Source organism: Streptomyces sp. M92, from assembly GCF_028473745.1.
In the GTDB taxonomy this organism is placed as follows: Bacteria; Actinomycetota; Actinomycetes; order Streptomycetales; family Streptomycetaceae; genus Streptomyces.
The window spans coordinates 7092730-7112829 of sequence record NZ_CP101137.1 but is presented as its reverse complement, the minus strand read 5'-3'; the positions used below and the strand labels follow the sequence as shown (position 1 = coordinate 7112829).

General features: G+C 69.7%; 20 protein-coding genes. 18 read left to right on the top strand and 2 right to left on the bottom strand.

The features are described 5' to 3' along the window. The first annotated feature begins 174 nt into the window (after window positions 1-174). Window positions 175-750: a hypothetical protein gene (locus M6G08_RS32835; protein WP_272590770.1), complete on the top strand. Its 576-nt coding sequence runs from the start codon at window positions 175-177 to the stop codon at window positions 748-750. 83 nt (window positions 751-833) lie between these two features. Here M6G08_RS32835 and M6G08_RS32830 read toward each other — a convergent pair whose 3' ends face one another. After that, a complete protein-coding gene (locus M6G08_RS32830; protein WP_272590769.1) occupies window positions 834-1139 on the bottom strand; it encodes a ferredoxin in 306 nt (101 codons plus the stop codon). A gap of 246 nt (window positions 1140-1385) precedes the next feature. Here M6G08_RS32830 and arc point away from each other — a divergent pair, with 246 nt between their 5' ends. The 6 genes from arc to prcA all read left to right on the top strand — a co-directional run bounded on the left by arc (window position 1386) and on the right by prcA (window position 7552). Further along, a complete protein-coding gene (gene arc / locus M6G08_RS32825; RefSeq protein ID WP_272590768.1) occupies window positions 1386-3152 on the top strand; it encodes a proteasome ATPase in 1767 nt (588 codons plus the stop codon). Between the two features lie 232 nt (window positions 3153-3384). Then, window positions 3385-4896 carry a depupylase/deamidase Dop gene (dop, locus tag M6G08_RS32820; protein ID WP_338012661.1) on the top strand — a complete coding sequence of 504 codons (1512 nt, stop codon included), beginning with the start codon at window positions 3385-3387 and terminating at the stop codon, window positions 4894-4896. A gap of 177 nt (window positions 4897-5073) precedes the next feature. Continuing rightward, window positions 5074-5292: a ubiquitin-like protein Pup gene (locus tag M6G08_RS32815; RefSeq protein ID WP_073730944.1), complete on the top strand. Its 219-nt coding sequence runs from the start codon at window positions 5074-5076 to the stop codon at window positions 5290-5292. Window positions 5293-5300: 8 nt separating this feature from the next. After that, window positions 5301-5918: an endonuclease VII domain-containing protein gene (locus M6G08_RS32810; protein WP_272590767.1), complete on the top strand. Its 618-nt coding sequence runs from the start codon at window positions 5301-5303 to the stop codon at window positions 5916-5918. Next, window positions 5870-6715 carry a proteasome subunit beta gene (gene prcB / locus M6G08_RS32805; protein WP_272590766.1) on the top strand — a complete coding sequence of 282 codons (846 nt, stop codon included), beginning with the start codon at window positions 5870-5872 and terminating at the stop codon, window positions 6713-6715. Before M6G08_RS32810 ends, prcB begins: the two co-directional genes overlap by 49 nt. A 63-nt stretch (window positions 6716-6778) precedes the next feature. Next, on the top strand, window positions 6779-7552 hold the full coding sequence (prcA, locus tag M6G08_RS32800) for a proteasome subunit alpha (RefSeq protein ID WP_272590765.1): 774 nt from the start codon (window positions 6779-6781) through the stop codon (window positions 7550-7552). A 60-nt stretch (window positions 7553-7612) separates the two neighbouring features. On the opposite strand, the gene M6G08_RS32795 is transcribed toward prcA, so the two are convergent. Then, window positions 7613-8629 carry a LacI family DNA-binding transcriptional regulator gene (locus M6G08_RS32795; protein WP_272590764.1) on the bottom strand — a complete coding sequence of 339 codons (1017 nt, stop codon included), beginning with the start codon at window positions 8627-8629 and terminating at the stop codon, window positions 7613-7615. A 113-nt stretch (window positions 8630-8742) separates the two neighbouring features. On the opposite strand from M6G08_RS32795, the gene M6G08_RS32790 reads away from it, so the two are divergent. From M6G08_RS32790 to M6G08_RS32740, 11 genes are all read left to right on the top strand, one after another. Next, complete coding sequence (locus M6G08_RS32790; RefSeq protein WP_272590763.1) at window positions 8743-10002, top strand: MFS transporter; 1260 nt, start codon at window positions 8743-8745, stop codon at window positions 10000-10002. Between the two features lie 9 nt (window positions 10003-10011). Beyond that, window positions 10012-11373, top strand: a complete 1362-nt coding sequence (gene pafA, locus M6G08_RS32785) for a Pup--protein ligase (RefSeq protein ID WP_217254760.1) — start codon at window positions 10012-10014, stop codon at window positions 11371-11373. Between the two features lie 158 nt (window positions 11374-11531). Continuing rightward, window positions 11532-12533 carry an FKBP-type peptidyl-prolyl cis-trans isomerase gene (locus M6G08_RS32780; RefSeq protein WP_272591497.1) on the top strand — a complete coding sequence of 334 codons (1002 nt, stop codon included), beginning with the start codon at window positions 11532-11534 and terminating at the stop codon, window positions 12531-12533. Between the two features lie 60 nt (window positions 12534-12593). Beyond that, window positions 12594-12965 (top strand): FKBP-type peptidyl-prolyl cis-trans isomerase, encoded by a 372-nt coding sequence (locus tag M6G08_RS32775; RefSeq protein WP_059299658.1) that lies wholly within the window; start codon window positions 12594-12596, stop codon window positions 12963-12965. Window positions 12966-13102: 137 nt separating this feature from the next. Then, entirely contained in the window at window positions 13103-14056 is a 954-nt protein-coding gene (locus tag M6G08_RS32770; RefSeq protein WP_073730937.1) for a helix-turn-helix transcriptional regulator, read from the top strand. Window positions 14057-14074: 18 nt separating this feature from the next. Further along, entirely contained in the window at window positions 14075-15127 is a 1053-nt protein-coding gene (locus M6G08_RS32765) for a helix-turn-helix transcriptional regulator (RefSeq protein WP_272590762.1), read from the top strand. A 29-nt stretch (window positions 15128-15156) separates the two neighbouring features. Next, on the top strand, window positions 15157-15417 hold the full coding sequence (locus tag M6G08_RS32760; RefSeq protein WP_073731081.1) for a hypothetical protein: 261 nt from the start codon (window positions 15157-15159) through the stop codon (window positions 15415-15417). A gap of 10 nt (window positions 15418-15427) precedes the next feature. Continuing rightward, window positions 15428-15622: a G protein-coupled receptor family protein gene (locus M6G08_RS32755; protein WP_073730935.1), complete on the top strand. Its 195-nt coding sequence runs from the start codon at window positions 15428-15430 to the stop codon at window positions 15620-15622. A gap of 226 nt (window positions 15623-15848) precedes the next feature. Next, the gene (gene tatA, locus M6G08_RS32750; protein ID WP_272590761.1) at window positions 15849-16136 is read left to right on the top strand and encodes a Sec-independent protein translocase subunit TatA; all 288 of its coding nucleotides are present in this window, start codon (window positions 15849-15851) and stop codon (window positions 16134-16136) included. 47 nt (window positions 16137-16183) lie between these two features. Beyond that, window positions 16184-17134: a twin-arginine translocase subunit TatC gene (tatC, locus tag M6G08_RS32745; protein ID WP_272590760.1), complete on the top strand. Its 951-nt coding sequence runs from the start codon at window positions 16184-16186 to the stop codon at window positions 17132-17134. A 70-nt stretch (window positions 17135-17204) separates the two neighbouring features. Further along, entirely contained in the window at window positions 17205-20057 is a 2853-nt protein-coding gene (locus M6G08_RS32740; protein WP_272590759.1) for a DEAD/DEAH box helicase, read from the top strand. Window positions 20058-20100 lie beyond the last annotated feature (43 nt).

Below are 20100 nucleotides of genomic sequence, written 5' to 3'. Positions count from 1 at the left end.
GCCCGCGCCCCGTACAACGCACCGACGCCGTATTGACCCACACGGCGGCAGCAGCCCAAGGCACGGGGCCACGGAAAACACCCCGGTACCCACCCCGCCGTTCCCCCGCACTGTGACGTGTGGCACGATGCTGGCCACCCCCCGCCGGCACAGCCCTCACAGGAGACACTCCTCGTGCAGCACCCCGCCGTTCCGGACCTGTCCCACACGCACACCCGCCCGATCCACTGGGTCGCCACCGCCACGGCCCTCGCCGCGGTCGTCGCCCTCTCCTCGGTCCTGCAGCCCGACGCCGCGACCGCGGCGCAGACCCCCGGCACCGAACCGAGGAACGCCCCCGCCCACGTCGCGCCGCCCGACCCGGCCGCCGTGGCCTTCCCCCTGGAATGCGGCCCGGTCAAGGCCGTGGTGCAGAAGAAGGCGACCGGCGACCTCGACGGCGACGGCCGTCCCGAGACGGTGGCGGTGGTGCACTGCGACGCCCCCATGGGCACCCCGCCCGACGGCGTCTACGTCCTCACCCGCGGCACCGACACCAAGCCCCGCGTCGTGGCCACCCTCGTGGACCCGGCGGACCGCCGCACGGCCTCCGACCTCGCCGTACGCGGCGGCGAGGTCCACGCCACGCTGCTCGGCTACTCGTCGGCCGACGTGCCCAGTTGCTGCCCCGACGTCACCGACGACGTGAAGTGGCAGTGGAAGAACGGCGCGTTCGTCCGCGACACGCCGTCCCAGGCGCGCACCGTATGACCGACGGCCCCGGCAGTCCCGGGGCAGATGAGGTGACCCGACACGCAACGGTCACTCAGCGTACGGATTGAGTTACATTTTGGTCACTCTGCGTCCGGGCCGTAGACCTCGGCCCTGTCCGAAACGCGACGCACATGGATGCACTCACCCGGACACTCCTTCGCGGAGTCGACCACGTCCGTGAGGAGCGGCAACGGCACGGGCGTTGCCGCCCCCGGAGTCTGCAGCAGCTCGTCGCCGACACCCTTCACATAGGCCAGACCATCGATGTCCAGCTCGAACACCTCGGGCGCGTACTGCGCGCAGATGCCGTCACCGGTACACAGGTCCTGGTCGATCCAGACCTCCAAGGCCTCGCCGTCGACTCCGGCCTCCTGCTGCACGCTCATCTCTCCTGCCGTTTCCTGCGCCCGAGTCGACCGGGAATCCGGCCAGCTCTGACGGGTGTTGAACGCTTCGAGCCTACCTCCGCCTGGGTTCCATCCACGTTCCGTGGGTATTCCCCTGGCGTGAGGGAGAGCGCAAGGGTGAAGATCGGACACACCCCTACAGTCTTTGTGATCTAGGGGTTTCAATCGACACCCACCCAGGTAGGGTCTGGAAGCGTCCAGCTCCCCTTGGAGGAGGTGAGGACCGTGGCAGCCCACGACGACGACATGAACCGCGGCATCCGCCCGGGACGCGGGTCCGAGGACCCGGCCGGGCAGGTGGCCTACCTTGAGCAGGAGATCGCCGTCCTGCGACGCAAGCTCGCCGAATCTCCGCGACACACGAGAATTCTCGAAGAGCGGATCGTCGAACTGCAGACCAACCTGGCCGGCGTGTCCGCCCAGAACGAGCGACTCGCCAGCACCCTCCGTGAGGCCCGCGACCAGATCGTGGCCCTCAAGGAGGAGGTCGACCGGCTGGCCCAGCCACCGGCAGGCTTCGGCGTCTTCCTGCAAGCCAACGACGACGACACCGCCGACATCTTCACCGGCGGCCGCAAACTCCGGGTGAACGTCAGCCCGAGCGTCGAGCTCGACGAGCTACGGCGCGGCCAGGAAGTGATGCTCAACGAAGCACTCAACGTGGTCGAGGCCATGGAGTACGAGAGCGTCGGTGACATCGTCACCCTCAAGGAGATCCTCGAGGACGGCGAGCGGGCCCTCGTGCTCGGACACACCGACGAGGAGCGCGTGGTGCGGCTCGCCGAGCCGCTGCGGGGCGTCACCATCCGCCCCGGCGACGCCCTCCTGCTCGAACCCCGCTCCGGCTACGTCTACGAGGTCGTCCCCAAGAGCGAGGTCGAAGAACTCGTCCTCGAAGAGGTCCCCGACATCGGCTACGAGCAGATCGGCGGCCTCGGCGGACAGATCGAGATGATCCGCGACGCGGTCGAGCTCCCCTATCTCTACCCCGACCTCTTCAAGGAGCACGAGCTCCGTCCCCCCAAGGGCGTCCTGCTCTACGGGCCCCCCGGATGCGGCAAGACACTCATCGCCAAGGCGGTCGCCAACTCACTGGCCAAGAAGGTCGCCGAAGTGACCGGCCAGGCCGCCGGCAAGAGTTTCTTCCTCAACATCAAGGGCCCCGAGCTCCTCAACAAGTACGTCGGCGAAACCGAGCGGCAGATCCGCCTCGTCTTCCAGCGAGCCCGTGAGAAGGCCAGCGAGGGCACCCCAGTCATCGTCTTCTTCGACGAGATGGAATCCCTTTTCCGCACCCGCGGCTCCGGCGTCAGCTCGGACGTGGAGAACACCATCGTCCCGCAGCTGCTCGCCGAGATCGACGGCGTGGAAGGCTTGCAGAACGTGGTCGTCATCGGCGCCTCCAACCGCGAGGACATGATCGACCCCGCCATCCTGCGGCCCGGCCGGCTCGACGTGAAGATCAAGATCGAGCGTCCGGACGCCGAAGCGGCCAAGGACATCTTCGGCAAGTACCTCACCGAACGCCTCCCGCTCCACGTCGACGACCTCGCCGAACACGAGAAGGACAAGGCGGCCACCGTCCAGAGCATGATCCAGACGGCGGTGGAACAGATGTACGCCGAATCCGAGGAGAACCGCTTCCTCGAGGTCACCTACGCCAACGGCGACAAGGAAGTCCTCTACTTCAAGGACTTCAACTCCGGCGCCATGATCGAGAACATCGTGGGCCGCGCCAAGAAAATGGCGATCAAGGACTTCCTGGAAAAGAACCAGAAGGGTCTCCGCGTCTCCCACCTCCTCCAGGCCTGCGTGGACGAGTTCAAGGAGAACGAGGACCTGCCCAACACCACCAACCCGGACGACTGGGCCCGCATCTCCGGAAAGAAGGGCGAACGGATCGTGTACATCCGTACGCTCGTCACCGGAAAGCAGGGCGCCGACACCGGACGCTCCATCGACACGGTGGCAAACACCGGTCAGTACCTGTAAAAGGCGGGGCGGCTGCGGGTCCCCACAGCGGGTACCCGCAGCCGACTGTTTTCCAGAGCCCCGACTGGAGCAAGGCAATGCCGCAAATGATCTCCCCACCAGCGCAAAGGCGTTCTAGGCTCTTCCATACCGCCGAGTCGCGCAGTGCGGGGACGGGCACCGCACACGCATCGGAGCGCCAGCGGTACTTGAGCGGCGCCCACCACGGGCACCGCCGGGCAAGGAGGGCCGCATGACCGTACGGCGAGTAATGGGCATCGAGACGGAGTACGGAATCTCCGTCCCCGGCCACCCCAACGCCAATGCCATGCTCACCTCGTCCCAGATCGTCAACGCCTACGCGGCGGCGATGCACCGGGCCCGCCGGGCCCGCTGGGACTTCGAGGAGGAGAACCCGCTGCGGGACGCGCGAGGCTTCGACCTCGCCCGGGAGGCCGCCGACTCCAGCCAGCTCACCGACGAGGACATCGGCCTCGCCAACGTGATCCTCACCAACGGAGCACGGCTCTACGTCGACCACGCCCACCCCGAGTACAGCGCCCCGGAGGTCACCAACCCCCGCGACGCGGTCCTGTGGGACAAGGCCGGCGAACGGATCATGGCCGAGGCCGCCGAGCGGGCCGCCCAGCTGCCCGGCGCCCAGCCCATCCACCTCTACAAGAACAACACCGACAACAAGGGCGCCTCCTACGGCACGCACGAGAACTACCTGATGAAGCGGGAGACCGCCTTCTCCGACATCGTGCGCCACCTGACGCCCTTCTTCGTCTCCCGCCAGGTCTTCACCGGCGCCGGCCGCGTCGGCATCGGCCAGGACGGCCACGAACACGGTTTCCAGATCAGCCAGCGCGCCGACTACTTCGAGGTCGAGGTCGGCCTGGAGACGACGCTCAAGCGGCCCATCATCAACACCCGCGACGAACCGCACGCGGACGCCGAGAAGTACCGGCGCCTCCACGTGATCATCGGCGACGCGAACCTCTCCGAGATCTCGACCTACCTGAAACTGGGCACGACCGCCCTGGTCCTGTCCATGATCGAGGACGGCTTCATCGCCGTCGACCTGGCCGTGGACCAGCCCGTCCGCACCCTGCACCAGGTCTCGCACGACCCGTCCCTGAAGCGCCTGGTCACCCTCCGCAGCGGCCGCACACTCACCGCGGTCCAGCTCCAGATGGAGTACTACGAGCTGGCCCGCAAGTACGTGGAGGAACGCTACGGCGCGGACGCCGACGACCAGACCAAGGACGTCCTCGGCCGCTGGGAGGACACCCTCAACCGGCTCGAGAACGACCCGATGAGCCTGGCCGGCGAACTGGACTGGGTCGCCAAGCGGGAACTCATGGAGGGCTACCGGCGCCGCGACGACCTCGACTGGGACGCCGCCCGGCTCCACCTCGTCGACCTCCAGTACGCCGACGTACGGCCCGACAAGGGCCTCTACAACCGCCTGGTCGACCGCGGCCGCATCAAGCGGCTCCTGGACGAGAACGAGATCGAGCGGGCCCGCACGAAGCCGCCGGAGGACACCCGCGCCTACTTCCGCGGACGCTGCCTGGAGCAGTACGCGGACGACGTCGCGGCGGCCTCCTGGGACTCCGTGATCTTCGATCTGCCGGGACGCGACTCCCTCCAGCGGGTGCCAACCCTGGAACCGCTTCGCGGAACGCGTAATCACGTCAAGGAGCTCCTGGACCGCTGCCGTACCGCGGAGGACCTGGTCAGGGTCCTCACCGGCGGGTGAGCGGACGGAACGGGTACACGAACGAGACCGCCGGACGGGGTGGAAACCCACCCCGGCCGGGAACCATCGAGATGGCCCCCGTTCGTTGGAGAAACGCGGGGCCGATGTCGGACCCGGCTTGTAGGGTCTGATCTTGACCGAGCAACTGTGTCGGGCGAACCGAGCGGGGTGAGGGTTATGGCGACCAAGGACACCGGCGGCGGACAGCAGAAGGCCACCCGGTCCAACGAGGAGGTCGAGGAGCAGGCGCAGGACGCGCAGGCCTCCGAGGACCTCAAGGAACGCCAGGAGAAGCTGAACGACGACGTGGACTCCGTCCTGGACGAGATCGACGATGTGCTCGAGGAGAACGCAGAGGATTTCGTACGCTCGTTCGTTCAGAAGGGCGGCGAGTAGCCTTCGGAATGAAGGCTACAACGGGGGTTCACTTGTCGATCGAAGAATCTGGTAGGCGTTGCTCGCGGTGCAAGGACCATAAGCCGCGGGCAGCGTTCGCACGGAACAAGGCGATGCGTGACGGGCTGCAGGCCTACTGCCGGGAATGTGCTGCGGCCTGTCACCAAGAACGCCAGGTGACCAAAGGGCGCAACGTCCGCCCGCGAGTGGAGGTGCCCGAGGGGCATAAGCTCTGCCGGACGTGCGGGGACATCAAACCCCACAGCGAGTGGACCCGGAACCGCACAGCTTCAGACGGTCTGGCGACGCTCTGCAAGTCCTGCAAAGCGGCGCAGGGGCGAGCAGGCCATCTGAAGCGTCAGTACGGCATCACCGAAGCAGAACGCGATGCCCTGATCGCAAGTCAAGGCGGCGTCTGCTGCATATGTCTTGCCGCTCCCGCCGCACATGTGGATCACTGCCACGAGACGGGTAGGGTCCGTGGCGTACTGTGCTTCAGCTGTAACGCAGCCCTGGGGCAGTTCAAGGATCGGCCCGATGCCATAAGGCGGGCTGCAGCTTACGTGGAAGGAAACGCGTGGAAGCCAACACTCGTAGCACCGGGCGTCTACCAGCTGCCTTCCTGACGCCTGGGTCCTCCTCCTTCATGGACTTCCTCGGCGAGCACCAGCCGGAGATGCTCCCGGGCAACCGGCAGCTGCCCCCGGTGCAGGGTGTCGTCGAGGCGCCGCACGGCACGACGATCGTGGCGGTGACGTTCCCCGGCGGCGTGGTCCTCGCCGGTGACCGGCGGGCCACGATGGGCAACATGATCGCCCAGCGGGACATCGAGAAGGTCTTCCCGGCCGACGAGTACTCGGCGGTGGGCATCGCCGGTACGGCGGGTCTGGCCGTGGAGATGGTGAAGCTGTTCCAGCTGGAGCTGGAGCACTTCGAGAAGGTCGAGGGCGCGCAGCTGTCCCTGGAGGGCAAGGCGAACCGCCTGTCGACGATGATCCGGTCCAACCTGGGCATGGCGATGCAGGGCCTGGCCGTGGTGCCGCTCTTCGCCGGGTACGACGTGGATCGCGGCCGTGGGCGGATCTTCTCGTACGACGTGACGGGCGGGCGGTCGGAGGAGCAGAGCTACGCGACCACGGGGTCGGGGTCGATCTTCGCCCGTGGTGCGATGAAGAAGCTCTTCCGTGAGGACCTGACCGAGGAGCAGGCCACGACGCTCGTGGTGCAGGCGCTCTACGACGCGGCGGACGACGACTCGGCGACCGGTGGTCCCGATGTCGCGCGCCGGATCTACCCGATCATCACTGTGATCACCGAGGACGGCTTCCGCCGGCTGGGTGAGGACGAGGCTTCGGCGCTCGCCCGCTCGGTGCTGGAGCGGCGGCTGGAGCAGCCCGACGGTCCGCGGGCCGCGTTGCTGTAGCGGGCGCGGTCGGTCGTGTTGTCAGGTGGTTCAGTGACTTCTCCAGAAAGGGACGGATAACCGGTGTCGACGCCGTTCTATGTCTCACCCCAGCAGGCGATGGCGGACCGGGCGGAGTACGCCCGCAAGGGCATCGCGCGTGGCCGCAGCCTGGTCGTGCTGCAGTATGCCGACGGCATCGTGTTCGTCGGTGAGAACCCGTCCCGTGCGCTGCACAAGTTCAGCGAGATCTACGACCGGATCGGCTTCGCGGCCGCCGGCAAGTACAACGAGTACGAGAATCTGCGGATCGGCGGGGTGCGCTACGCCGACCTGCGTGGTTACACCTATGACCGGGACGACGTGACGGCTCGCGGTCTGGCCAACGTCTACGCGCAGACGCTGGGCACGATCTTCTCCAGTCAGGCGGAGAAGCCGTACGAGGTGGAGCTGGTCGTCGCCGAGGTCGGTGAGAGTGCCGACGGGGACCAGATCTACCGGTTGCCGCACGACGGCTCGATCGTGGACGAGCACGGTTCGGTCGCGGTCGGGGGCAACGCCGAGCAGATCAGCGGGTTCCTGGATCAGCGGCACCGTGACGACATGACGCTGGCCGAGGCGCTGAAGCTGGCGGTGCAGGCCCTGTCCCGGGACACCAACGGCAGTGAACGGGAGATTCCGGCGGAGCGGCTGGAGGTCGCGGTGCTGGACCGTACGCGGCCGCAGAAGCGGAAGTTCAAGCGGATCGTGGGGGCTCAGCTGTCGCGCCTGCTGGACTCGGGCGCGGGAGCCGGGGCCGGGGCCGGCGGCGATGCTGAAGACCTGGCCCTGCCGGACGAGGACGAGGGCGACAAGTAGCGGGGAGCCGCTGCGCGAGAGCCTTCGAGCGGCGCCGGGTGCCATGTGCCCCGGCGCCGCTCAGGTTTGTGCAGGCGGTGCCGTGGAGCCACGTACGACCAGGTGCACCGGGATGTCGCCCTCCTCGGGGATCTGTCCCTCCATGACGGCGAGCAGGGCCCGCATCCCGCGTTCGCCGAAGAGTTCGGCGTCGAGACGTACGGTCGTCAGCTCGGGGTCGATGGCGGTGGCGAGGCCGAGGTCGTCGAGGCCGGTGACGGACAGGTCGTCCGGGACGCGCAGCCCTGCCCGCCTCGCCGCCTTGTATGCGCCGGCCGCGAGTTTGTCGTCGTCGCAGACGAGTGCGGTGGGCCGGGGTCCGGGAGCGGCGAGGGCGGCCTCGGTGGCGGTCAGGGCGCCTTCGATGGAGATGGGGGCGCGGGCGGTGCGCAGGTCGGTGCCGGGCGTGTTCGCCAGGCGTGCGGCCAGTTCGCGGGCGCGGATCTCGAAGGTCCACGACGGTACGTCGGCGGCGAGGTGCAGGAAGCGGCGGTGGCCGAGGTCCAGGAGGTGTTCGGCGACCTGGCGGATGCCGTCGGTGATGTCGAGGTTGACGGTGGCGGCGCCGAGGCTGCCTTCGGGGTCGCTGTCGAGCATGACGAGGGGGAGCTGGTCGCCCCGGATGGCGGTGAGTGCGTCGGCGGCCATGGAGGAGGCGATGACGCCGTCGAGGGCGGCCTGGGCGGAGGCGAAGGGGTCTCTGGCGGGGCCGACGCCTTCGGGGGAGGGGTAGAGGACGACTCCGAAGCCGTGTTCGGCGGCGACTCGTGCGGCGCCGGTGTAGACCTCCGCGAAGAATTCCGTGGTGAGTGCGGGGACGACCAGCAGGACCGTGCGGGTGCGGCCGAGGCGGAGGTTGCGGGCGGCTAGGTTGGGGCGGTAGCCGAGCCGGTGTGCGGCGTCGCGGACGCGCTGTGCGGTGGGTTCCGAGACCCGGCCGCGCCATTTGCCGCCGAGGACGAGGGAGACGGCGGCCTGGGAGACGCCCGCGGCCTGGGCGACGTCGCGGCTGGTGGGACGGGTGCTGCCTGGTGCCACCGTTCGGCCTGCGCTTTCGTCTGGTCGTCTGGACTCGCGAACAGCCGCCATGGTACGTATGACCGGACACGTTATACGTAAAACCTCGTGGGGCTCGTTCGGAAGGGGCTGTCGTGGTCGCCGGGTACCTGGACATTCTTCGGGCGCGGCACGCCGTCCGGCTGCTCGTCGGCACGCTCGTGGGGCGGCTGCCCAACGCGACGGCGGCGATCGCGGTCGTGCTCTTCGTGCGCGCGGAGGGCGGTTCTTACAGCCTCGCGGGCGCGCTGGCCGCGGTGTACGGCGTCGCCAACGCGGTGGGCCAGCCCGTGCTGGGGCGGCTGGTGGACCTGCACGGGCAGCCGCGGGTGCAGTTGCCGGCCGCGCTGCTGTCGGCGCTGGCCATGGGCGTCTTCGCCTTCGCCGGTACCGGGCAGGTCGCCGTCGCGTACCTCGCCGTGGGGGCGGCCGGGCTGTTCACGCCGCCGCTGGAGGGCGGTCTGCGGGCGTTGTGGCCCAGCGTGCTGCGCAAGGAGGACCAGGTGCACACGGCGTACGCGATGGACGCCGTGGCCCAGGAGGTCATGTTCACGGTCGGGCCGTTGCTGGTGACGGTGTGCGTGTCGCTGTGGTCGCCGCAGGTGGCGCTGCTCGTGCTGAACGCGGTGGGTGTGCTCGGGGCGCTGTCCGTGGTGGTGTCGCCGCCTTCGCGGGCGTGGCGGTCGGCGCCGCGCGAGGCGCACTGGCTGGGTGCCCTGCGTTCGTCGGGGCTGCTGGCGCTGCTGGGTGCCTTCCTGTTCATCGGGATGGCGCTCGGGTCGATCACGGTGGCGTCCGTGCCGTACGCGGATGAGCACGGGGGTGACGCCGTCTACGGCTGGCTGATGGCCGCGCTGGGGTTCGGCGCGCTGGTGGGCGGGGCCGTGTACGGGGCGCGGCGGTGGAGCGGTGATCCGGCGCTGCGGCTGCGGCTGCTGGTGGCTCTGCTGGCGGTGTGTTACCTGCCGTTGACGCTGATGCCGGGTGTGGTGGCCATGGTGCTGCTCACGGTGGTCGCGGGTGTGTTCCTGGCGCCGTGCATCGCCTGTGCGTTCGTCCTCGTCGACGTGCACGCGCCGCGGGGCACGGTGACGGAGGCGTTCTCGTGGCTGGTGACGACCTTCACGGTGGGTGCCTCGGTGGGGACGGGCCTGGCGGGACCGGTGGTGGAGCACGGCGGGGCGCTTTGGGGGTTCGCGGTGCCCGCGGCGGCCGGCGGTGTGTCGCTGCTCGTGCTCCTGTGCACCGGGCGGGTCCTCGCAGCTCCCGTGCGGGCGGCGGTGGTTGCGGCTTCATCGGAAAATGATCCAAACCGTGCCGTCGAACCCCGTTTCAGTTCGGGTCATCAGGCGTAATGTTCAGTCATGGACCGCCGCATTTTCGGGCTGGAGAACGAGTACGGCGTCACGTGCACGTTCAGGGGACAGCGCCGCCTGTCGCCTGACGAGGTGGCGCGGTACCTCTTCCGCCGTGTCGTGTCATGGGGCCGCAGCAGCAATGTCTTTCTGCGCAACGGGGCCCGCCTCTATCTCGACGTGGGATCGCATCCGGAATACGCCACACCCGAATGCGACAACGTGATCGAGCTCGTCACCCACGACAAGGCGGGCGAGCGCATTCTCGAGGGACTCCTGGTGGACGCCGAACGACGCCTGCACGAGGAGGGAATCGCGGGCGACGTCTACCTCTTCAAGAACAACACCGACTCCGCGGGCAACTCCTACGGCTGTCACGAGAATTACCTCGTGGCCCGGCACGGGGAGTTCTCGCGGCTCGCGGACATCCTCATCCCGTTCCTGGTGACGAGGCAGTTGCTGTGCGGCGCGGGCAAGGTGCTGCAGACGCCGCGTGGTGCCGTGTACTGCGTCAGCCAGCGGGCCGAGCACATCTGGGAGGGCGTCTCCTCGGCGACGACGCGGTCCCGGCCCATCATCAACACCCGCGACGAGCCGCACGCCGACGCCGAGCGCTACCGGCGCCTGCACGTCATCGTCGGCGACTCCAACATGTCCGAGACGACGATGCTGCTGAAGGTCGGCGCCACCGACCTGGTGCTGCGCATGATCGAGGCGGGCACCGTGATGCGCGACCTCACCCTGGAGAACCCGATCCGGGCGATCCGCGAGGTCAGCCACGACATCACCGGACGCCGCAAGGTGCGCCTGGCCAGCGGCCGGGAGGCGTCCGCCCTGGAGGTGCAGCGGGAGTACTACGAGAAGGCCGTGGACTTCTGCGAGCGCCGAGGCATCCGCACGGGCACGGTGGAGCGGGTGCTGGAGCTGTGGGGCCGCACCCTGGAGGCGATCGAGACCGAGGACCTCGACCGCATCGACACCGAGATCGACTGGGTCATGAAGTACAAGCTGCTGGAGCGGTACCGGGCCAAGCACAACATGACCATGTCGCATCCGCGGGTCGCGCAGATAGACCTCGCCTACCACGACATCCACCGCCGTCGTGGTCTCTACTACCTGCTGGAGAAGAAGGGCCAGGCCGCCCGGGTCGCCAACGACCTGAAGATCTTCGAGGGCAAGTCGGTGCCGCCGCAGACCACTCGGGCGCGGCTGCGCGGTGACTTCATCCGGCGTGCTCAGGAGCAGCGCCGGGACTTCACCGTCGACTGGGTCCACCTGAAGCTCAACGACCAGGCGCAGCGCACGGTGTTGTGCAAGGACCCGTTCCGTTCGGTGGACGACCGGGTGGAGAAGCTGATCGCCGGGATGTGAGCCCGGCGGAAGGGTGAGACGGATGTTTCCCCCGTGAAAGGGCGGAACGTCACAGGGGCACCGTACGTTAGCCGTACGGTGCCCTTCTCACGCCGTAGAGTTGCGCGCACGCCATTCATGACATGAACACCGACCGACACCGATACGAGGCCCCCACCGTGCGCCGACGCTCACTCCTCATCGCCGTCCCCGCAGGACTGGTCACGCTCGCCGCCTGCGGCGACGAAGACTCCGGATCGAGCAGCGCGGGCGACAGCGCGACGCCGGAGGCGTCGGGCACGTCGGCGCCGCCGGCCCCGAAGATCGTCGACGGCCCGCTGCCGCCGATCACCGCGGGGACGAAGTTCGACGAGAAGCCGACCGTCGCCAAGGGCAGCGGGGATCCCTCCAAGGACCTCGCGGTGAAGACGGTCATCGCCGGCGGCGGCAAGGCCGTCGCGGAGAACGACTTCGTGTCGGCGAACTACCTGGGCCAGGTGTGGACGAGCGCCAAGGTCTTCGACAACTCCTACGACCGCAAGACCCCCCTGATCATCCAGCTCTCCCAGGGCAGCATCATCGACGGCTGGCGGTACGCGCTGGCCGGCAAGAAGACCGGCAGCCGCGTCCAGTTCTCCGTGCCCCCGGCCTACGGGTACGGCGAGCAGGGCAACGAGCAGGCGGGCATCAAGGGCGACGACACGCTGGTCTTCGTCGTGGACGTGCAGGACACGTTCAACGCCAAGAGCTCCGCAAAGGGCAAGGAGGCCGCCCAGGACGACGCCGCACTGCCCAAGGTCGGCACCAACACCGACGGCAAGGCGCCCTCCATCGAGGTGCCGAAGGCCGACGCGCCGAAGAAGCTCGTCGCCGAGTACGTCCTGGAGGGCGACGGCGCGGAGGTGGGCGCCCAGGACAGCGTGCTCGTGCAGTACAAGGGCGTGGTCTGGGACGGCGGCAAGGAGTTCGACTCGACGTACGGCCGGAAGGAGCTGACGTCGTTCTCGCTCCAGCAGGTCGTCAAGGGCTGGGCGCAGGGCCTGACCGGCAAGAAGGTCGGCAGCCGCGTCCTCGTCGTCATCCCGCCGGACCTGGGCTACGGCGACAACCCGCCGCAGGGCAGCGGCATCGAGAAGGACTCCACGCTGGTGTTCTCCGTGGACATCCTCGCGAAGATGTGACGCCCGGGGATGTAAGACTTGGGGACGTTGCCTTTCCGCAGACAAGCAGGAGCTGAACACGTGAGCATCGACAAGCCCGAGGTCGACTTCCCGGGCGGCGAGCCCCCGGCGGACCTCGAGATCAAGGACATCTGGGAGGGCGACGGCCCGGTTGCCGAGGCCGGTCAGACCGTGACCGTCCACTACGTGGGCGTGACCTTCAGCACGGGCGAGGAGTTCGACGCCAGCTGGAACCGCGGTGCGCCGTTCCGCTTCCCGCTCGGTGGCGGCCGTGTCATCAAGGGCTGGGACCAGGGTGTGCAGGGCATGAAGGTCGGCGGCCGTCGCCAGCTGACCATCCCGGCCCACCTCGCCTACGGGAACCAGAGCCCGACCCCGGCGATCCCGCCCGGCTCCACGCTGATCTTCGTGGTCGATCTGCTCGGAGTCTGACCGAAGTCCGAGCGGACAACGATCAGAGCCGGTCACCTGGGGTCCATGCCTGTCCGGGCATGGGCCCTCGGCTTTTGCGGGGCCGCCGCGGGGCGGTACGGTCATCCGTCGTAAGCACCATAGGGAGAAGGGCGTCGATGGCCATTGCCAAGGCCGAGCGGCTGATGAACCTGGCGCTGTGTCTGCTGGGGACGCGGCGGCCACTCAGCAAGCGTGAGCTGCGCCAGTCCATCGAGGCCTACCTGGAGGCGGGCTCCGACGACTCCTTCAACCGCATGTTCGAGCGGGACAAGGACGATCTCAGGGAGCTCGGCCTGGTCATCGAGACCGTGGAGAGCCTCGACGGAGAGGTCGGCTACCTGGCCCGCCGCGACAGCAACCGTCTGCCGCCCATCACCCTGGACGCCGAGGAGGCCGCCGCGCTGGGACTCGCCGCCAAGGTGTGGCAGCAGGCCCGGCTCGCCGGTGCCGCCAGCGGCGCCCTGCAGAAGCTGCGCGCGGCCGGACTGCCCGAGGACGTCGACCCGTACGAGGCGCACAGCGCGCTGGAGCCCCGTATCCCGGTGCACGAGGCGGCCTTCGAGCCGCTGATGCTGGCCTGCCGCGACCGCCGGCCGGTCGTCTTCGACTACCGCAAGGCCAACGCCGCCCAGCCCGAGGCCCGGCACGTGGAGCCGTGGGCGCTGGAGTGCTGGCGCGGCCACTGGTACCTGGCCGGCTTCGACCGGGACCGCGGGGCGGAGCGGGTCTTCAGGCTGTCCCGGATCACGGGCAAGGTGCGCTCGCGCGGGGCGCGGTTCACCGCGCCCGTGCCCGACGTCGTCACCGTCCGCGAGACGGTCGCGAGCTGGGCGGGGGAGACCGCGGACCGTTCCGCGCTGATCCGGCTGCGCACGGGCGCCGGCTACCCCCTTCGGGCGAAGGCGACCGTGGTGCGGGAACTCGGTGACGGCTGGGACGAGTTGCAGATTCCGTACGGGCACGGTCTGGACGCCTGGCTGGTGGAGTTCGGGCCGGACGTGGTGGTGCTGGAGCCGGCGGAGCTGCGCGCGGACGTGGTGGACCGGCTGCGTGCCGTGGCCAAGGGCTGAGGGGGAGCGGACAACACAGTGGCAGGCAAACCGGTCAGGCCCGTGAACGCCATCGACCAGACCCGGCGGATGCTGTCCTTGGTGACGTATCTGCGCGAGCGCCCCGGCGCCAGGGTCGAGGACGTGGCGCGCGCCTTCGGCATCACCGAGGACGAGCTGGTCTCCGACCTCGACGTGCTGCCGATGTGCGGCACCAGCTTCCGGGGCGGCGACCTCCTCGACATCGACACCGACGGCGAGCGCATCTGGTGGCACAATCCGGCCGCCCTGGGCGCGGACGCCGCCGAGCCGCTGCGGCTGGCCGCCGACGAGGCGACCGCGCTGCTGGTGGCCGCCCGGGCCGTGGCGACCCTGCCGGGGCTGCGGGAGAGCGACCGGCAGGCGCTGCTGCGGGCCACCGCCAAGGTGGAGACCTCGGCCGGCGAGGCCGCGGGCGCCAGCTCGCGGCTGTCCGTCACCTTCGAGTCCGAGGGCGGTGTCTTCGCCGACGTCGACCGGGCGATCTCCGAGCGCCGCCGCCTGTGGATCCGCTACTACTCGCCGGCCCGCGACGAGGTCACCGAACGCGAGATCGACCCCATCCGCCTGGTCAGCGTCGGCCACACCTACGTGGAGGCCTGGTGCCGCCGCTCCGAGGCGCGGCGCACCTTCCGGCTCGACCGGGTCGCCGAGATCCGCATCCTGGACGAGCCGTCCGCGCCGCCCGAGGTGGAGCTGCGGGACCTGTCGGAGGGGCTGGTGCAGCCCGCCGCCGAGGACCCCGAGGTCGTGATCGAGGTCGGCCCCGGCGGACGCTGGGTCGCCGAGTACTACCCGCACGACAGCGCCGATGAACTCCCCGACGGCGGACTGCGTATCACCCTGCGCACGCCCGACCCGGCCTCGCTGCGGCGGCTGGCACTGCGGCTGGGACGCGACGGCCGGATCGTCTCGCCGCCGGAGCTCGCCGGCAGCGCCCGGCAGGCGGCCCGCGAGGCGCTGGCGGCGTACGACGGGATCGAGGCGGCCGGGATGCCCGGCGGCACGGGCGAGGGACGGCACGAGCGCGAGGGGCGGGAGCGAGAACTGTGAGCGACTCCGTGGGGCCGGGTGCGGCGGGCATGACGGCGGCGACCGCGTTCGCCGGCATGAGACGCGTCCCGCCGGTCGTGTTCAAGGCCGGCTGCCCGGACTGCCGCGGCCGGTTCGAACTCGCCGCGAGCGCCCTGCGCCTGGCGATCGGCGCCACGAGCCGCACCACGTTCTACTCGTTCACGTGCCCCGAGTGCGGCTCCGCCGTTCGCAAGCCGGCGGGGGAGCGGGTCGTGGAGCTGCTCACGGGCGGCGGGGTCAGGACCCTCCGGCTGCACTCCACGGTCTAGGCTCGACGTCATGTTCTGGCCGATGTTCGCGGTTGCCGTGGGTTTTGTGTCTCTCGCCGTCCTCGCGGTGCTCGCCGTGAAGGTGTTCGTGGAGGCCCAGCGCCTGGGGCGGCAGGTGACGGACTCGGCCCACCGCATCAGCCGGGCCGCGGAGGACCTGGAACGCGCGACCGAGAGCGCCACCCGCGCCGTGGACGCGCTGTGACCCGCGTCCCGGGGCACTTCGCCCTGTCACGTCACAGGTCGCTGAAGGTACGCTGCTCGTCGCGGACCGGAAAACGAGGCCCGGCCGCGGACGGGAGTACGCACGGGGATTGCCTCACGTTCACCCCTGAGCGTTACGATCGCTGCACAAGACGATCGATCGGACGTGTGTCCGACCGGTCGGACAGCACCCCCACCCAGCCGCCTCGGTGAGAAGGTAAAGACTTATGTTCGGAAGGCTCGGCGCCCCCGAGATCATTCTCATCCTCGTCGTCATCATCCTGCTGTTCGGCGCGAAGAAGCTTCCGGACATGGCGCGCTCGCTGGGCAAGTCCGCCCGCATCCTCAAGAGCGAGGCCAAGGCGATGAAGAGCGAGAGCAAGTCCGACGACTCCGCTCCGGCCGATCCGCCGGGCCCCGAGCAGTCCGCGGCGAAGCGCACCATCCAGGCCGCCCCCGGCGACGTGACCAGCTCCCGGCCGGTCACCGAGCCGACGGACACGACCAAGCGCTGACGCAGGGCCGGTGACCTCCGGCCCGCCGCACGAGATGGGAACGTGGGTTGCTGAAGTCTGCCCGCAACAAGGAGAGGGACCCCGAGGGGCGGATGCCTCTCGCGGAGCACCTTCGTGAGCTCCGCAACCGGCTCGCGAAGTCCCTGCTGGCCATCGTCGCCGTCACGATCGTCGCCGCCTTCTTCTACGAGGAGATCATCAACGTCCTCACGGAGCCGATCCTCGAGTCGATCGGCTGCGAGAAGTCGTTCGCGGAGCTGGCCCGGTCGGAGGCCGGCTCGGAGCCGTGCGCGCAGATCACCCTCAACGGTCTGCTCGGTCCCTTCACCCTGGCCCTGAAGGTGTCCCTGACGGCCGGCATCGTGCTGGCCTCCCCGGTCTGGCTCTACCAGCTGTGGGCGTTCGTCGCCCCGGGCCTGCACAAGAGCGAGAAGAAGTACGCCTACGCGTTCGTCGCCACCGGCGCGCCGCTCTTCCTCATCGGTGCCTACTTCGCCTACGCGGTGCTGCCCACCTCGGCGAAGGTGCTGATCGAGTTCACGCCGAGCAACGTCGACAACCTGCTGCCGCTGGACGAGCTGCTCGACCTCGTCACCCGCATGGTGATCGTCTTCGGCCTCTCCTTCGAACTGCCCCTGCTGCTGGTCATGCTCAACCTCACCGGAGTGCTGACCGGCAAGCGGATGCTCGGCTGGTGGCGTGCCATGATCATGGGCATCACGCTGTTCGCGGCGATCGCCACGCCGAGCACCGACCCCTTGACGATGGTCATGCTGGCCGGGCCGATCTGGGTGCTGTACTTCGCCGCGGTCTCCATCTCCCTGCTGAACGACCGCCGCAGGAGCCGTCGCGAGGCCCTCGAGCCCGACGACGACGAGGCGTCCGAGCTGGACCTCACGCCCGAGGACATCGGCGAGATCGAGCCCGTGACCACCGCCCGCGCCCTGCCCGAGCAGGCCACGAAGGACCGGGTCAACGGCTACGACGACGTGACCTGAGGCACACCGGGGCGGTGACGGCACACGCGTCGCCGCCCCCGGGAGGGGCCGCACGGAGCCGATCCCGATAATGATCGTCCTGTTGTCAGTGCGGCCCGGTACGCTCGAAAGCACGATGACAGAGGATCTCTCCCCGGCCGAGCGGTATGCGGCAGCGCGGCGACGCGCTGTCGAGCAGGCCACCGCGCTCGCCTCGTTCCGCGAGATGTACGACTTCGGCCTCGACCCCTTCCAGATCGAGGCCTGCCAGGCACTCGAGACCGGCAAGGGCGTGCTGGTGGCCGCGCCCACCGGTTCGGGCAAGACGATCGTCGGCGAGTTCGCCGTCCACCTCGCCCTCCAGCAGGGCAAGAAGTGCTTCTACACGACGCCCATCAAGGCGCTGTCGAACCAGAAGTACGCCGACCTGTGCCGCCGCTACGGCGCGGACAAGGTGGGCCTGCTCACCGGCGACAACAGCGTGAACTCCGACGCCCCGGTGGTCGTGATGACCACCGAGGTGCTGCGGAACATGCTGTACGCGGGCTCGCAGACCCTCCTGGGCCTCGGGTACGTGGTCATGGACGAGGTGCACTACCTCTCCGACCGCTTCCGCGGCGCCGTCTGGGAGGAAGTGATCATCCACCTCCCCGAGTCCGTGACCCTGGTGTCACTCTCGGCCACCGTGTCCAACGCGGAGGAGTTCGGCGACTGGCTCGACACCGTGCGCGGCGACACCCAGGTGATCGTCTCCGAGCACCGGCCCGTGCCGCTGTTCCAGCACGTGCTGGCCGGGCGCCGGATGTACGACCTGTTCGAGGAGGGCGAGGGTCACAAGAGGGCCGTCAACCCGGACCTGACGCGCATGGCCCGCCTGGAGGCCAGCCGCCCCTCGTACCAGGACCGGCGGCGCGGCCGGCACATGCGGGAGGCCGACCGCGAGCGGGAGCGCAGACAGCGCTCGCGCATGTGGACGCCCGGCCGGCCCGAGGTCATAGAGCGGCTCGACGCCGAGGGACTGCTGCCCGCGATCACCTTCATCTTCAGCCGGGCCGCCTGCGAGGCCGCCGTGCAGCAGTGCCTGTACGCCGGGCTGCGGCTCAACGACGAGGAGGCGCGGCACAAGGTCCGCGCCCTGGTCGAGGAGCGCACCGCCTCCATCCCCACCGAGGACCTGCACGTCCTCGGGTACTACGAGTGGCTGGAGGGCCTGGAGCGGGGCATCGCCGCCCACCACGCGGGCATGCTGCCGACCTTCAAGGAGGTCGTCGAGGAGCTCTTCGTCCGCGGGCTGGTCAAGGCCGTCTTCGCCACCGAGACCCTCGCCCTCGGCATCAACATGCCCGCCCGCTCGGTGGTGCTGGAGAAGCTCGTCAAGTGGAACGGCGAGCAGCACGCCGACATCACCCCCGGCGAGTACACCCAGCTCACCGGCCGGGCCGGCCGGCGCGGCATCGACGTCGAGGGCCACGCGGTGGTGCTGTGGCAGCGCGGCATGAACCCCGAACACCTCGCGGGGCTCGCCGGCACCCGGACGTACCCGCTGCGCTCCAGCTTCCGGCCGTCGTACAACATGGCGGTCAACCTGGTCGAGCAGTTCGGCCGGCACCGCTCGCGGGAGCTGCTGGAGACCTCCTTCGCGCAGTTCCAGGCGGACAAGTCGGTCGTCGGCATCTCCCGGCAGGTGCAGCGCAACGAGGAGGGGCTGGAGGGCTACAAGGCCTCCATGACCTGCCACCTCGGGGACTTCGAGGAGTACGCGCGGCTGCGCCGCGAGCTGAAGGACCGGGAGAACGAACTGGCCCGGCAGGGCGCCAACCAGCGGCGCGCCGAGGCCGCCGTGGCGCTGGAGAAGCTGAAGCCGGGCGACGTCATCCACGTGCCGACCGGCAAGTACGCGGGCCTCGCCCTGGTGCTGGACCCGGGCCTGCCCGCCGGGCGGTCCAACGGCCACCGCGGCTTCGAGCACCACGACGGGCCCCGCCCGCTGGTGCTCACCGCCGAGCGGCAGGTCAAGCGGCTCGCGTCGATGGACTTCCCGGTGCCGGTCGAGGCCCTGGAGCGGATGCGCATCCCGAAGTCCTTCAACCCGCGCTCGCCCCAGTCCCGCCGCGACCTCGCCTCCGCGCTGCGGACCAAGGCCGGGCACATCCCGCCGGAGCGGGCCCGCAAGAAGCGCGCCCAGGCCGCCGACGACCGGGAGATCGCCCGGCTGCGCAAGGCGCTGCGCGCGCACCCCTGCCACGGCTGCGAGGACCGCGAGGACCACGCCCGCTGGGCCGAGCGCTACCACCGGCTGCTGCGCGACACCTCGCAGCTGGAGCGGCGCATCGAGGGCCGGACGAACACCATCGCCCGCACCTTCGACCGGATCGTGGCGCTGCTGACGGAGATGGACTACCTGCGCGGCGACGAGGTCACCGAGCACGGCAAGCGCCTCGCGCGGCTCTACGGCGAGCTGGACCTGCTGGCCAGCGAGTGCCTGCGCGAGGGCGTCTGGGAGGGCCTGTCCCCGGCCGAGCTCGCCGCCTGCGTCTCGGCGCTGGTCTACGAGTCCCGGGTCGCCGACGACGCGATGGCCCCCAAGGTGCCCTCGGGCAAGGCCAAGGCCGCGCTCGGCGAGACCGTCCGCATCTGGGGCCGGCTCGACGCCCTGGAGGAGGAGTTCCGGATCCGCCAGACCGAGGGCGTCGGCCAGCGCGAGCCCGACCTCGGCTTCGCCTGGGCCGCGTACATGTGGGCCTCCGGCAAGGGCCTCGACGAGGTGCTGCGCGAGGCGGAGATGCCGGCCGGCGACTTCGTGCGCTGGTGCAAGCAGGTCATCGACGTCCTCGGCCAGGTCGCGGCCGCCGCGCCGGGGGAGGGGTCGACGGTCCCGAAGAACGCGCGCAAGGCGGTCGACGGGCTGCTGCGCGGAGTGGTCGCCTACTCGTCGGTGGGCTAGCCCACGCGGTCAGGAAGGCCCGGCGGTTCCACCGCCGGGCCTT

What these genes read in the sequence shown, in the direction of transcription:
- M6G08_RS32830 (WP_272590769.1), bottom strand. Translation starts at nt 1,139, where the DNA reads ATGAGCGTGCAGCAGGAGGCCGGAGTCGACGGCGAGGCCTTGGAGGTC.
- dop (WP_338012661.1), top strand. Translation starts at nt 3,385, where the DNA reads ATGACCGTACGGCGAGTAATGGGCATCGAGACGGAGTACGGAATCTCC.
- M6G08_RS32815 (WP_073730944.1), top strand. Translation starts at nt 5,074, where the DNA reads ATGGCGACCAAGGACACCGGCGGCGGACAGCAGAAGGCCACCCGGTCC.
- M6G08_RS32810 (WP_272590767.1), top strand. Translation starts at nt 5,301, where the DNA reads ATGAAGGCTACAACGGGGGTTCACTTGTCGATCGAAGAATCTGGTAGG.
- pafA (WP_217254760.1), top strand. Translation starts at nt 10,012, where the DNA reads ATGGACCGCCGCATTTTCGGGCTGGAGAACGAGTACGGCGTCACGTGC.
- M6G08_RS32770 (WP_073730937.1), top strand. Translation starts at nt 13,103, where the DNA reads ATGGCCATTGCCAAGGCCGAGCGGCTGATGAACCTGGCGCTGTGTCTG.
- M6G08_RS32760 (WP_073731081.1), top strand. Translation starts at nt 15,157, where the DNA reads ATGACGGCGGCGACCGCGTTCGCCGGCATGAGACGCGTCCCGCCGGTC.
- M6G08_RS32755 (WP_073730935.1), top strand. Translation starts at nt 15,428, where the DNA reads ATGTTCTGGCCGATGTTCGCGGTTGCCGTGGGTTTTGTGTCTCTCGCC.
- tatA (WP_272590761.1), top strand. Translation starts at nt 15,849, where the DNA reads ATGTTCGGAAGGCTCGGCGCCCCCGAGATCATTCTCATCCTCGTCGTC.
- M6G08_RS32740 (WP_272590759.1), top strand. Translation starts at nt 17,205, where the DNA reads ATGATCGTCCTGTTGTCAGTGCGGCCCGGTACGCTCGAAAGCACGATG.